Origin of the sequence: Bradyrhizobium sp. AZCC 1721 (assembly GCF_036924715.1) — a bacterium.
In the GTDB taxonomy this organism is placed as follows: domain Bacteria; phylum Pseudomonadota; class Alphaproteobacteria; order Rhizobiales; family Xanthobacteraceae; genus Bradyrhizobium.
This window is the reverse complement of the sequence record NZ_JAZHSB010000001.1, coordinates 3,257,810-3,270,925: the sequence shown is the minus strand read 5'-3', so window position 1 is coordinate 3,270,925 and position 13,116 is coordinate 3,257,810. Positions and strand designations below refer to the sequence as shown.

General features: G+C 63.3%; 13 protein-coding genes and 1 pseudogene. 4 read left to right on the top strand and 10 right to left on the bottom strand.

The window, feature by feature from the left end; genetic code table 11:
* Positions 1 to 278 precede the first annotated feature (278 nt).
* Positions 279 to 1,409 (top strand): hypothetical protein, encoded by a 1,131-nt coding sequence (locus tag V1273_RS15460; protein WP_334410135.1) that lies wholly within the window; start codon positions 279 to 281, stop codon positions 1,407 to 1,409.
* A gap of 13 nt (positions 1,410 to 1,422) precedes the next feature.
* Here V1273_RS15460 and gmk read toward each other — a convergent pair whose 3' ends face one another.
* From gmk to V1273_RS15410, 10 genes and pseudogenes are all read right to left on the bottom strand, one after another.
* Positions 1,423 to 2,076 (bottom strand): guanylate kinase, encoded by a 654-nt coding sequence (gene gmk / locus V1273_RS15455; RefSeq protein WP_334410133.1) that lies wholly within the window; start codon positions 2,074 to 2,076, stop codon positions 1,423 to 1,425.
* 3 nt (positions 2,077 to 2,079) lie between these two features.
* Positions 2,080 to 2,967 carry a YicC/YloC family endoribonuclease gene (locus V1273_RS15450; protein WP_334410132.1) on the bottom strand — a complete coding sequence of 296 codons (888 nt, stop codon included), beginning with the start codon at positions 2,965 to 2,967 and terminating at the stop codon, positions 2,080 to 2,082.
* A gap of 127 nt (positions 2,968 to 3,094) precedes the next feature.
* Positions 3,095 to 4,378, bottom strand: coding sequence for an endolytic transglycosylase MltG (mltG, locus tag V1273_RS15445; protein ID WP_334368461.1), 1,284 nt, complete (start codon positions 4,376 to 4,378; stop codon positions 3,095 to 3,097).
* Positions 4,379 to 4,504: 126 nt separating this feature from the next.
* Positions 4,505 to 5,770 carry a beta-ketoacyl-ACP synthase II gene (gene fabF, locus V1273_RS15440; protein ID WP_334368460.1) on the bottom strand — a complete coding sequence of 422 codons (1,266 nt, stop codon included), beginning with the start codon at positions 5,768 to 5,770 and terminating at the stop codon, positions 4,505 to 4,507.
* A gap of 96 nt (positions 5,771 to 5,866) precedes the next feature.
* On the bottom strand, positions 5,867 to 6,106 hold the full coding sequence (locus tag V1273_RS15435; RefSeq protein WP_008969609.1) for an acyl carrier protein: 240 nt from the start codon (positions 6,104 to 6,106) through the stop codon (positions 5,867 to 5,869).
* Between the two features lie 303 nt (positions 6,107 to 6,409).
* Entirely contained in the window at positions 6,410 to 7,147 is a 738-nt protein-coding gene (gene fabG / locus V1273_RS15430; RefSeq protein ID WP_334382471.1) for a 3-oxoacyl-[acyl-carrier-protein] reductase, read from the bottom strand.
* A gap of 22 nt (positions 7,148 to 7,169) precedes the next feature.
* The gene (fabD, locus tag V1273_RS15425) at positions 7,170 to 8,123 is read right to left on the bottom strand and encodes an ACP S-malonyltransferase (protein WP_334382472.1); all 954 of its coding nucleotides are present in this window, start codon (positions 8,121 to 8,123) and stop codon (positions 7,170 to 7,172) included.
* 111 nt (positions 8,124 to 8,234) lie between these two features.
* Positions 8,235 to 8,861, bottom strand: a complete 627-nt coding sequence (locus V1273_RS15420; RefSeq protein ID WP_334410131.1) for a LysE family translocator — start codon at positions 8,859 to 8,861, stop codon at positions 8,235 to 8,237.
* A gap of 53 nt (positions 8,862 to 8,914) precedes the next feature.
* A pseudogene (locus V1273_RS15415) lies at positions 8,915 to 9,941 on the bottom strand (fatty acid desaturase family protein).
* Positions 9,938 to 10,645, bottom strand: a complete 708-nt coding sequence (locus tag V1273_RS15410) for a TetR/AcrR family transcriptional regulator C-terminal domain-containing protein (RefSeq protein ID WP_334410130.1) — start codon at positions 10,643 to 10,645, stop codon at positions 9,938 to 9,940. Before V1273_RS15410 ends, V1273_RS15415 begins: the two are co-directional and overlap by 4 nt.
* Before the next feature lie 339 nt (positions 10,646 to 10,984).
* Between V1273_RS15410 and rpsF the strand changes: the two genes are divergently transcribed.
* The 3 genes from rpsF (at position 10,985) to V1273_RS15395 (ending at position 13,114) form a co-directional block, all read left to right on the top strand.
* On the top strand, positions 10,985 to 11,455 hold the full coding sequence (rpsF, locus tag V1273_RS15405) for a 30S ribosomal protein S6 (protein WP_028346501.1): 471 nt from the start codon (positions 10,985 to 10,987) through the stop codon (positions 11,453 to 11,455).
* Between the two features lie 5 nt (positions 11,456 to 11,460).
* Positions 11,461 to 11,700, top strand: a complete 240-nt coding sequence (gene rpsR / locus V1273_RS15400) for a 30S ribosomal protein S18 (protein WP_002711478.1) — start codon at positions 11,461 to 11,463, stop codon at positions 11,698 to 11,700.
* Positions 11,701 to 12,127: 427 nt separating this feature from the next.
* Positions 12,128 to 13,114 (top strand): TAXI family TRAP transporter solute-binding subunit, encoded by a 987-nt coding sequence (locus tag V1273_RS15395; protein WP_334368452.1) that lies wholly within the window; start codon positions 12,128 to 12,130, stop codon positions 13,112 to 13,114.
* Positions 13,115 to 13,116: the final 2 nt, after the last annotated feature.

The following is a 13,116-nucleotide window of genomic DNA, read 5'->3' as shown; positions in this document are numbered from 1 at the left end:
CACCTGCCCCACCCTCGCGCCGCAGCGGCTCCGGTTCATTCGTGCGATCGGACGAATGTTCAGAACGTTGGATCGCTTCTAAACAACAGCCCTTCCAAACCACAGAAAGGCCGCTGTTTTCCACATATTTTTCATGAGCTTAGCCCGCCACATATGAGGCGGCGCGCGAGCCGCAATTATACCCCATCTGCTCCGAAATTGCGGCTCATTGCGACCCAAGTCTCTGACCAGATTGGGCGCATCAAGCGTCGAGTAGCGTAGCGTTGCCGGGGATGTAGATGTCGAAGTGTTCCGTGAAATTCGTCCCGGCTCTCTTTGCCGGTGTTGTGGCGGGAGCGAGCCTCGCCACCATGACGGATCTCCGGGCCCAGGTGTCGGAAGCGCAGGCCGCTCCAGTGGCGCAGGCCGCCGCAGCCGACAGTTGCCTGTCCACGCCGAAGGGTGCGACGCCGTCGGGCAGCCATTGGTACTATCGCATCGACCGCGTCACCAAACGTCAATGCTGGTATCTCCGCGAGGAGAACGACAAGGCCGACGACAAATTTGCACGCGCCGCGCCGCCCGCATCAGCCCCGGCGGCATCGCCGCCAGCCGCTGAACCGGCACCGGTGCAAGCGAGCTCGCGCAAATCGTTCGACGACGCGCGTGCCGAATGGGTTGCCCAGCAAAACCGTGCAGCGGCAAGTTCGCTAGTCAAAGCCGAGCCGCGAACGACTGGCGCAACTTCCGCGCCCGCCGCCCAGAACGGACCAAGCGCTGCCATGCCGAACGTGCTCGCACCGGCGCCGTTGGCGAACATGCGCTGGAACGGCACTCCCGACGCAAGTTCCTCGACCACCCCGACCGATCAACAATTCGCTGCCGCCAACGCGCCCGCAGACCAGCCAGCGCAGGTGGAGGAAGTGCAGCAGCCCGCAGCAGAACAGGTTGCGCCTGTCACGCCAGAATCGGCAAAGCCGACCGCCTCGCTGCAGAAGTTGCTGCTGGTGATGGCGGCAGCGCTGGCGCTCGCCGGCCTCACGGTAAGCGCGATTGTCAGGATCGGGCGCATGCGGGCGCGCCGCGCCATACGCCGCAAGCGGCGCGCGATGTGGGATGCCGCGCGCACCAAGCGTCCCGCGCCGCCGGTGTTCCACGATGAAGACGCCCGCCTGCGGCGCACCGGCGCTGTACAGCATACCCGCGTGCCGAAGGAGCGGCCCCGCGTGCCGCAAGAGCGCGCCCGCGTACCCCAGGAACGTGTACGCGTACCGCAAGAACGAGTGCGCGTACCCCAGGAGCGAGTGCGGGCACCGCAGGAGCGAGTGGTGCGGGCACCGCAGGAACGAGCACGCGTCCCTCAGGAGCGAGAGCGCGATCAGCAGGTTACGGAAATGCTGGCCCGGCTCGCCCGCAGCGCACAGACGTAAGCCTACGCGGCAGTCATTTTTCCAACTGGCGCCGCAAGCCGAGAACGAAATCTGAGAGGCCTACTTGCCGCTCTCGCTTCAACTGTTCCGCGCGCAAGATTGATTTTACGGCTTCGAAGGCTATGCCGATATTGTCGTTGACCACAATGTAATCGTAGGCATCGAAATGACTCATCTCGTCGCCGGCCTTTCGCATACGGGCGCGGATGACCTCTTCCGAATCTTGCGCGCGCGTGTGCAGGCGTTGTTCCAATGCCGATACCGACGGCGGAAGAATGAAAACACTGACCACATCCTTCGGCGACCGGTCGCGCAGTTGTTGAGTGCCCTGCCAGTCGATATCAAACAGCACGTCCTGCCCGGAGGATAATGCCGCTTCGACCGGCGCGCGCGGCGTGCCGTAGCGGTTGTCAAATACGGTTGCCCACTCCAGCAGTTCGCCGTTGGCGACCATCGTCTCAAATCGTGCATGATCGACAAAGAAGTAATCCTTGCCGTTGACCTCACCGGGCCGCTTCGGCCTCGTGGTCGCCGATACTGACATTTGCAGCGCAGGTGTCTCGGCGATCAACATGCGCGACAGCGTGGTCTTGCCCGCGCCCGAGGGCGAGGAGAGCACGAACATCAGCCCGCGCCGTTCAACTCCGTCGAAACCACCAGCCGTCATCGGTCACTCCAGATTCTGGACCTGCTCGCGGAATTGCTCGACCACGTTTTTCATCTCGAGCCCGGTCTGGGTCAATTCCAGATCGTTCGATTTGGAGCAGCAGGTGTTGACCTCGCGGTTGAATTCCTGGGCGAGGAAATCGAGCCGCCGCCCGACCGGTCCGCCCTTGCCGATCATCTCGCGGGCCTGCGCGACGTGCGAGGCGATGCGGTCGAGCTCTTCGCGAATGTCGGCCTTGGTCGCAATCAGGATCGCTTCCTGATTGAGCCGGTCAGGATCGAAGCGTTCGGAAGTCTCCAGCAGCGCCGCCACCTGCTCGGCCAGGCGGGCCCTGATCGCCTCCGGCTTGCGGCCAGGCGCGGCCTCGGCCTTTTTCGCCAACCTTTCGATTTCATCCATGCGCTGGATCAGGATTTGCCCGAGCGTCACGCCCTCGCGGCGGCGCATCTCGACGAGATGGCCGAGTGCCTGCTCGAAGGCGGCTGCCGCCGCATCCTTTGCCGCCTTGTCCTCCGCCTCATCGCTTTCGGGTTCGACCACCTCGATGACGCCCTTAATGCCGAGCAGTCCGTCGATGCTGGGCGCCACCGCGTCGATCTTGCCGGCGAGCACGCCTGCGACCTTTACGATCGAGGCGAGCACGTCTTCATTGATGCGCACGGTCGAGACCGCGTTGGCGCGCTTGACGTTGAGATTGACGTACACCGTGCCCCGCGACAGCACCTCGCCGGCGCGTTTCTTGGCAAAGGCCTCGAGTTCGTCCCAACCGGGCGGCAGGCGCAGGCGCAGGTCAAAGCCTTTGGCGTTGACGGACTTCAGTTCCCATTCGAACGTGTAGGGGCCGCTGGCGCCGTGGCTCCGGGCAAAACCGGTCATGCTCGATAGCGCCATCGCGTAACACTCTCCAAAAGACAGGGATTTCGAGACTCGAAATGAACGGCGGGACCATAAGCCTATTTCACCCAAAGTGGAATTGCGTTCCGGCTGCGGCGTGGAACGCCTTCGCGACCCGCCGGCGTCAGCGCTGAACCACCGGCGGCGTCGTGGTCGATTGCGCGGCGCCCTGGCGGGCCGGCGGGGTTGCAGGTGCCGGAGGACGGGCGGGCGGCTTTTTAGCCGGCGCTGCCGGCCGCGGCGTCGTCGCGGTTGGATTGGTATCGGCCGGTGCTCCGGCCGCCGTCGGCGGCGGCGCGTCCTCCGATGGTTCGACGGTGTCGTTCTGAATCTGCTTTTCCAGCGACCGCAGCTTGGCAACGTTCTTCTGGTGCTGGTCGTAGGTCTCGGTAAAGGCGTGCCCACCCGTTCCATCAGCCACGAAGAACAGGTCGCGCGTGCGTGCCGGGTTGGCGGCCGCTTCGAGCGAGGCGCGGCCCGGATTGGCGATCGGCCCGGGCGGCAAACCGTCGATCACATAGGTGTTGTAGGGCGACGGCTGCGTAATTTCGGAGCGCTTGATCGGCCGGCCCAGCGTTCCCTTACCGCCGACCAGGCCATAGATGATCGTCGGATCCGACTGCAGCTTGATCCTTTGCCGCAGGCGATTGGCGAATACCGCCGCCACGCGGCTGCGCTCGTCGGCCCGGCCGGTTTCCTTCTCGATGATCGAGGCCAGCGTGATGAGCTGATCCAGCGACCTGACCGGAACGTCCGGGTTGCGGCGCTCCCAGATTTCCGTGAGCACCCGCTTCTGGGTCTGCTGCATGCGCTGGATCACCTGCTCGCGCGTGGTGCCGCGCGGAAACTTGTAGGTTTCGGGCAGCAACGTGCCTTCGCGGGGTATTTCCCGAACCGAGCCGGCGAAGATGTCGTTGTCGAGGAGTCGCGTCACGATTTGTTCGGAGGTCAGACCTTCCGGAATCGTGACGGCATGCTGCACCACCTTGCCTTCGACGATGGTGGCGATGACGTCGCGCAGGCTGGCGCTCTTCTGGAAGGAATATTCGCCGGGCTTGAGGTCGGAGCTCGCCTTCAGCGCAAACACGCCGCCGATGAATACCCAGGGATTGACGTTGATCACGCCTTCGCGCAGCAGCGCGTCGGCGATGTCGCGCTTTCCGGCACGCGAGGGAATGTTGACGATCTTGTCTTCCTTCAGCGGACCGGGCGTTTCCAGGATTTGTCTGCCGTAATAGTACACCGCCCCCACCCCGATCATCAGAATGATCAGGATGGTGAAGATGGCATTGCCGACCACCACGAATGGATTGCGGGCGCGATCCGACCGCTTCGGCGGCGGCGGCACCTGCTCGGGCTCCAACGCAGCGCGCGGGCTTCGTGGTGAAATGGGCGGCCTCTCACTCATCGATGCAACCTGAATCCTGTCGGTTCAATCGCGACTCGGCAATCCGTTGCCCAGCCGATAGCATACGCCCGCATGTAGAAGTCATCGCCGAATACGGCAAAACGGTGGAGTCGTTCCAAACACTTGCTAGTCGGCCACGCGCCGAATGATCACGGAGGCGTTGGTCCCCCCGAAACCGAAGGAATTCGACAGCGCGACGTTAATCTCGCGCTTGCGCGCGGTCTGCGGCACCAGATCGATCGCCGTTTGCACCGACGGATTTTCCAAATTGATGGTGGGTGGAGCAATGTTATCGCGAATCGCAAGGATACTGAAAATGGCCTCGATTGCACCGGCAGCGCCGAGCAGGTGCCCGGTCGACGACTTGGTCGATGACATCGACACCTTGGAGGCGGCGTTGCCGAGCAGCCGCTCCACCGCGCCGAGTTCGATCTCGTCGCCGATCTGCGTCGAAGTTCCGTGGGCGTTGATGTAGTCGATATCCGATACCGTGATGCCGGCGCGTTTGATCGCCGCGCTCATGCTGCGGAAACCGCCATCGCCATCCGGCGACGGCGAGGTGATGTGATAGGCGTCGCCCGACAGGCCATAGCCGATCACTTCGCAATAGATTCGCGCACCGCGCTTTTTCGCGTGCTCATATTCCTCGAGCACCACGACGCCGGCGCCTTCGCCCATCACGAATCCGTCGCGGTCCTTGTCGTAGGGCCGCGAGGCCCTTTGCGGCGCGTCGTTGAAGCCGGTCGAGAGCGCGCGCGCCGCGCAGAATCCGGCCATCCCCAGCCGGCAGATCGGCGATTCCGTGCCGCCCGCGACCATCACGTCGGCGTCGCCGAGCGCAATGAGGCGGGCACCATCGCCGATCGCATGCGCGCCGGTCGAACAGGCCGTGACCACGGAATGGTTGGGGCCCTTGAGGCCATGCTCGATCGATACATAACCGGAAGCGAGATTGATCAGCCGCCCCGGAATGAAGAACGGCGAAACCCTGCGCGGCCCGCGTTCCTTTAACAGCAGCGACGTCTCGGCGATGCCGGACAGGCCGCCGATCCCCGAACCGATCAGGGTGCCGCTGGCGCATTTGTCTTCTTCGGTCGCCGGATGCCAGTTGGCGTCGTCGAGCGCCTGGCGTGCCGCAGCCATCGCAAAGATGATGAAGTCGTCGACCTTGCGTTGTTCCTTCGGCTCCATCCACTGGTCGGGATTGAAAGTACCATCTGAGCCGTCGCCACGCGGAATCACGCAGGCGATCTGGCTGGCGAGATCGGCGACTTCGAACGTGTCGATCTTCTTGGCGCCGCTCTGACCGTTGATGATACGCGCCCACGTTGTGTCAACGCCGCAGCCGAGCGGCGTAACCATGCCCAGCCCCGTGACGACAACCCGCCTCATGTCAAAACTCCAGCCCGAAACCAATGGCCCAAAACAAGAAACCGGGGGACCGTTTGATGACGGCCCGTCCGGCTCTGTCTCTACCCGCCCGGGACGTCAGCTCTTAGCGTTCTTCTCGAGAAACTTCGTCGCGTCGCCGACGGTCAAAATCGTCTCAGCGGCGTCATCGGGGATTTCACAGCCGAACTCTTCTTCAAATGCCATCACAAGCTCGACGGTGTCGAGGCTGTCGGCGCCGAGGTCGTCGATAAAACTTGCGTTGTCGACAACCTTATCGGGTTCAACACCGAGGTGTTCGACCACAATCTTCTTAACCCGCTCGCCAATCTCACTCATCTTTAACCTCGTGCTTGTTCTATTGGACCCGACCCCAAGACGCTACAGAGACGCTACGAGCTATCGTGGTCGTTAAACTTCCTTCGCTATCGCGCATAGTCTTGATTCGGCCCGGTGGTAGCCGACAAAGCCCCGGCGAACGGCAGGCGTCGCCACGCCAATATACAGGGTTTCAAAATCCTGCAATGGCCTTGTTTGCCCATCCGTCGGGGGTTCGGTTACCATACTTCCCAAGCCTTGACTACAAGCCTCACCCGCCCCGGACAACGGCCTTTGGCCGCAGAGATCGGGGCAATAACTCGCTCAAATCATGGCCATTCCGCCGTTGACGTGAATCGTCTGGCCAGTGACGTAGGCCGCCTCGTTGGAGGCGAGATAGACGGCTGCCGCCGCGATGTCCTCCGGCGTCCCTAGCCGCGCCGCAGGAACCTTCGTCAGGATGGTCTCGCGCTGCTTGTCGTTTAGCGCGTCGGTCATCGGCGTCTTGATAAATCCCGGCGCGATGCAATTGGCGGTCACGTTGCGCTTGGCGTATTCCGCACCCAGCGTCTTGATCAGGCCGATGATTCCGGCCTTCGACGCGGTGTAGTTGGCCTGGCCGGGGTTGCCGGTCACGCCGACGATCGAGGTGATCGCTATGATCCGGCCGAAGCGCTTGCGCATCATCAGTTTGGTTGCGGCGCGGGCAAGACGGAAGGTCGCAGTCAGGTTGACGTTGATGACGTCGTCCCAATCCTCGTCACGCAACTGGACAAACAGATTGTCGCGCGTGATGCCCGCATTGGCGATCAGGATATCGACCTGCCCCATCGCGGCCTCCGCCGCCGGCACCAGCGCCTCGACCTCCGCGCTGTCGGAAAGGTTGCACGGCAGCACGTGGACGCGTTCGCCAAGCCTGCCGGCAAACGAATCCAGCACCTCGCGACGCGTTCCGGAGATCGCCACCGTCGCGCCTTGACCATGCAACGCCTGCGCGATCGCACCGCCGATGCCGCCGGTCGCGCCGGTCACCAGCGCCGTCCTGCCAGTTAAATCGAACATCAGTGTCTCCTTTCGGGAGCTTTTAGGCCGACGCCGCCAATGCGTCCTTCGCGGCGGCAATATCGTTGGGTCCCCCGATCGCCACGCCGACCGCGCCGTCGGCGATCCGCTTGACCAGCCCGCTCAGCACCCTGCCGGCACCGATTTCGAAGAACCGCGTGACGCCATGCGCTGCCATATAGGCCACCGACTCGCGCCAGCGCACGGTGCCAGTGACCTGCTCGATCAGGTGGCGGCGAATCTCGTCGGGATCGGTGATCGGCGCGGCCAGCACGTTCGCCACCAGCGGCGAGGCCGGCGTCTTGATCGTTACACCTGCAAGCGCCTCCGCCATCGCATCGGCGGCGGGCTGCATCAGCTTGCAATGGAATGGCGCGGACACCGGCAGCAGCATTGCACGCTTGGCGCCTTTGGCTTTGGCGATTTCCACGGCGCGGTCGACAGCCGCCTTGTCGCCGGACACCACCACCTGCCCGCCGCCATTGTCGTTGGCGGCCTGACAGACCTGCCCCTGGGCAGCTTCGTTGGCGACGGCCACCGCCGCCTCATAGTCGAGCCCAAGCAGTGCCGCCATCGCGCCGGCGCCGACCGGTACCGCCTTTTGCATTGCAAGACCACGGGTGCGCAGCAGGCGGGCGGTATCGCTGATGCTAAGGCTGCCGGCAGCGGCCAGCGCGGAATATTCGCCAAGCGAATGGCCGGCGACAAAAGCCGCATCCCGTCCGACGGAAAAGCCCGCGTCGGCCTCCAGCACGCGCAGCGTGGCAATCGAAACCGCCATCAGGGCCGGCTGGGCATTTTCAGTGAGCTGGAGGGTTTCGGCCGGGCCATCCCAGATGATCGCGGTCAGCTTTTCGCCGAGCGCCGAATCAACCTCGTCGAACACAGCCCGCGCGGCCGGAAAGGCCTCCGCCAGGGCCTTGCCCATGCCGACCGCCTGGGAACCCTGCCCCGGAAATGTAAATGCAGCCGTCATCCGGTGCTCCCTCGTAAGATTGGGGCCGTAAGACACTGACGCGGGCCGGGATGTCAAGCCGCGGTGCGGTATCGCCGGGCCGCTGCCGGGTCATCAATGGGCCGGAGCGGATCAGCGTTCCTGTAGCGCCAGCCGGATACCCAGAGCGCAGTAGAGACTGCCGATTGCCTTCCCCTGCCATTTCAGAACCGCAGGATTGCGGCGCAGGAAGGTCCCGACACCTCCGGCGCCTACTGCAAAAACCGCCGTACTGACGAACCCCAATAAAACAAAGATGATCCCCAGAATCGTGAGCTGGAGTATGACCGAACCATTCTCGGGCCGTACGAACTGGGGGAGAAACGCGAGGAAGAAAAGCGCCGTCTTCGGGTTTAGCACTTCGGCCAAAATCGCTTGCCGAAATGCCTTTCCTGCTGAAATCGGCAGTGCGCCGGCCGCAAGATTTGCTGGTGTCCTTTCGAGGACGGCACGGATGCCGAGGTAAACCAGATAGGCCGCGCCGAGGTACTTGATGATGCTGAACAGCATGGCCGAAGCGGCAATGATCGCCGAGATACCGACGATCGCCATAAAGGTGTGAATCATGTCGCCGGCCGCGATTCCGGCGCCCGTGGCGATGCCAACCGGGGTGCCTGAAGTCGTTGCCCGTGCAACCGTGAGAAGCGTCGCGGGGCCCGGAATGAACACAAAGCCAAGCACGACCGCGACATACGTAATCAATGTGGTCGGATCGATCATTCGCTGGCTCCGCTTGGTCGCCGATGGAAGTTACACCACCGTCGATCACCGCACTAGAAGCCGCCCGCCGCCTGGTCGCCACCGACGTCGGCGCCGGCCCGCGCGCGGCGCGCGCTGCTTACAAGCTTGCCGGGCCGGTCCTCGTGGTCGGGCTTGGCGGTCGCAATCCGCAGCACGGCGGCATAGCTCGGCTGTACCTCCATCCGGTCCGCATATCGGCTTTCAGAGAGGATGCGGTGCACGCGCGGCAGGTTGTAGCAGGGCACGTAGAACAACAGATGATGCTCGAGATGGTAGTTGACGTAATATGGTGCAATGAACAACCGCTCGAGAAAGCTCGCGCGCGTGGTGCGGGTGTTGCGCAAGGGATCGCTCGAATCGGGAACGACGGCGTGTTCGGCGATGTTGCGAATGCGGGTGATGACCATCTGCCAGGTGAGCAGCGGCAACAGCCACAATAGCGGATAGGCCCACCATATGCCGGCGGCGGTGAGGCCAGCAAACAACACCGCGTTGACTGCAAATTGCGGGCCGAGCTTTTCCCAGAAATGCGCGGCGCGCGCGCGCAAGCGGCCATTCCTTTGGGCCAAGCGCATTCAACAATTGCGCCTTGCGCTGCTGATAGCCGGTCTGCCCAGTGATATCGCGGAAGAATTTGCGGCGGTAGCTCATCCTGGTGATCGGGAACGGCGCCGACAAAATCAGATCGGGATCGTCGTCCTGCTGGGTGCGCGCATGATGCTGCAGATGGTAGCGCCGATAGGCGCGGGTCTCGGCGAAGATCGGATAGGCGCAGAACCACTGGCTGAGCGTCAGGTTGATTTTCTCATCTGCCGACAGGCATCCATGCGCCCCGTCATGCATCAGGATCGCAAGCCCGAGCTGGCGCGAGCCGATGATGCCGACCGCGAGCAGAAAGGTCAGCGGATTGGGCCACCATGCCACCAGCGCAATCGAACCCAATATCAGCGCCCATGCATGTGCGATCAGGGCTGCACCCTTCCACGTCACGCGCTGGCGCACGGCGACCAGTTGATCTTCGGTCAGAAAGTCGCGGGCACGCATGCGAAGCGCGGTCATGCTGACGTCTCCCCATCGGGTTCATCGTTGTCGCCAACCAGGCGCAGCCTGGCGCTGTCGGCCGCGGATGTTGTCGTGGCCTGATCGCCCAGCACGCGCAGCATCTCGCTGCACAATTCCTCGGCCGAACGGCCCATGGCGTAGCCCTCCACCATCACGCCGATGGCGATCGCCCAGAATCGCCGTGAGCTGGCGTCGGGATCGCGCAGGCTTTTCCAGCCGTGCCGCTCGATCTGACCGGCATAGGCGCGCATCCCCTCGCCGTGCAGCCGCTCGATGGTGCGTTCCACCAGCGGCGCGAGATCCTGGCGGCGGCGGGTGAGCGTCAGGGCTTCGGTAAAGAAGGCGACCGAATCCGTCGCCGTGACGGTCTCGACCAGCGCGCGCGTGTAGTCGCGCGGCGTGTGGGCCTGCAGCGCCGCCTCCTCCGCCGCACGCGCCACGTACAGCATGTCGCGGCAGGCAGCTTCGACGAACAGAGCTTCCTTGGTGCGGAAGTAGTAGGTGATCTGGCTCGGAAAGGCGTCGGCCGCCGCCGCGATGTCCGAGATCGACGTTCCGGCGAGGCCCCGCTCCTTGAACAGCCGGCTGGCGCCGTCGAGCAGCCGCGAGCGCATCTGGCGCCCGGCCGTGCGCGTGGCGCGGGCAGCGTGCTTGGGATCGCTGGGCGTTTTTGGCGCTGTCTGGACGGACTTTGGAGCCATCGCTTGCCCTCCGATCCGTTATTTGTATGCTATACAAACAAATAAATCAACCATTCATTGGGCCCACCGCCTCCCGTGCTGACGCCAGGACGCTTTCAAGCCTGCTCAAGAAGCCTTGCCAGCACGCTGAAAATCCTTATAAACCGCGCATCCGTGGATCCCGGCCGGGAGCTGAACGGACGGTCTCAGCAATCTCACCTTTGCAGGCGTTATTGATGTGGCAGGGCCAGTCGGCCCGTCGTCCCGTGCTTCCGCCTTCTGAGCTTATCCCCGAGTCCTTTCCGAAGGCCTCGAAGGGCTTGCCGCCGGGGACCGCGCCAACACTAGGAAAGGACACCCATGCCTCTTTACGAGCATGTTTTTCTCGCGCGCCAGGATGCGAGCACCCAGCAGGTCGAAGAGCTGACCACCCAGATGACGGGCATCGTCGAAGGGCTCGGCGGCAAGGTCACCAAGACCGAGAACTGGGGCGTACGCTCCCTCACCTATCGCATGAACAAGAATCGCAAAGCACATTTCGTGCTGATGAACATCGATGCGCCGTCTGCTGCGGTCACCGAGATCGAGCGGCAGGAGCGGATCTCTGAAGACGTCATCCGCTATCTCACTGTCCGCGTCGAAGAGCACGAGGAAGGTCCCTCGGCGATGATGCGCAAGGCCGATCGTGACCGCGAGCGCGACGATCGCGGCGGCGGTTTCCGCGGCGACCGCGAAGGCGGCTTCCGTGGCGATCGTGAAGGCGGTGGCTTCCGCGGCGACCGTGGCCCGCGCCGTCCGCGTGAAGACGAAGCAGCAGCGGTAGAGGAGTAAGAATCATGGCTGAAGCTGGTGCACGCCGTCCGTTTTTCCGTCGCCGCAAGACCTGCCCGTTCACGGGTCCGAATGCGCCGAAGATCGACTACAAGGATTCCAAGCTGTTGATGCGTTACGTCTCCGAGCGCGGCAAGATCGTGCCGAGCCGCATCACCGCCGTCTCCGCCAAGAAGCAGCGTGAACTCGCGCGCGCCATCAAGCGCTCGCGTTTCCTCGGCCTGCTGCCCTACGTCATTCGCTAATGCCTTCGACCGGCGGCGTCCGCGCCGCCGGTCTTATTCTTCAGGCTCCGGTCGCCGATGGTTGGTCGAAACAACCTCTGGCCGCAGATCGAACCCGCAAATTTTTTCTCTCATTTCAATGCATCCGATGCCGCCTGCTCGCATCGTGTACGGCTTTCCGGTACGTCTTTAGTTCTAGTACGTAACTGGTGCGCCCTCCCCCTGATAAATCCTCGCCCGCACCTTGCTACCTAACCGCCGCGGCCCCTGCACATGAAGGGAGCACACCTCGTTGACAATCGCTGCGGCGGGCACGTACGCTGCCCGACAGCAGGACGGATGCCCAATTCCCGGATGCTACGGGCGTCGAAGTTGCCGCCGATCACGTGCGGACACGAGCCCCAATAAGCGGCGCCAACGAGCGCAACCGCCAAAGGGAGTGCAAACGATGTCCGCCCACATCCGTGGTCTACGGCGAATTGTACGTCTGGCCGTTATTTCAGCACTGACCGCCGCTGCAGCAGGCGCAGCCCATGCCCAGAAAACCGATGTCATCTTCAGCGCCGGCCCGACCGGCGGCAGTTGGACGCCGATGGCGGCAGCAGCGTCGCAGGTCGTGAACAAGCGATATCCCGAGCTGAACGTGCAGGTTGAGCCGGGTGCCGCCCTCGTCAACATGGAGAAGATCCGCAACGACAAGGCCGATATCGGCTGGTCGATGACGACCGTCATGGCCGATGCGCAGAAGGGCGAAGGTCAGTTCGCCGGCAAGGCCACCGACAAGGCCCTTTTCGTTGCCAATTTCTATCCCAACGTCTGGCAGTTGGTGGTGCCCGCGAACAGCGACATCAAGAGCGTCAAGGATCTGAAGGGACAGCCGGTGGCGCTGCCGGCACGCGGCAACACCAGCCTGGCGGCCGGCTGGGAGTACCTGCTCAAGGTGAACGGCATGACGCTGAACGACTTGGGCGCGAAGAGCTACGGCCCGGTGTCTTCCAATGCAGAGGCAGTGAAGAACCGGCAGGCGATGGCGGCCGGATGGTTCACCGTGGTGCCGGCATCTTTCGTCCTGGACCTTGGCTCGGCGATGCCGCTGCGGGTGCTTCCGGTCACCGACGAGGAATTCGCCGCACTGCGCAAACTCAATGCGGGCTTTGTGCGCTACACCATCAAGGCCGGCACCTACAAGGACCAGGGCGTGACCGAGGCCGTTCAAACCTTCCAGTCGCCCACCGTGCTCATTGCGTCCTCCAAGACGTCTCCCGAGGTGATCTACAAGATCACCAAGGCCATTGTCGAAGGGCGGGACGAGTTCGGTAACGTCACCAGCGAAATGAAGGGCGTGAAGGCGTCCGACATGGCTGAGAGCCTGGGCATGCCGTATCACCCCGGCGCGGAGAAATACTACCGCGAAGCTGGATTGCTCAAGCAGTAGAG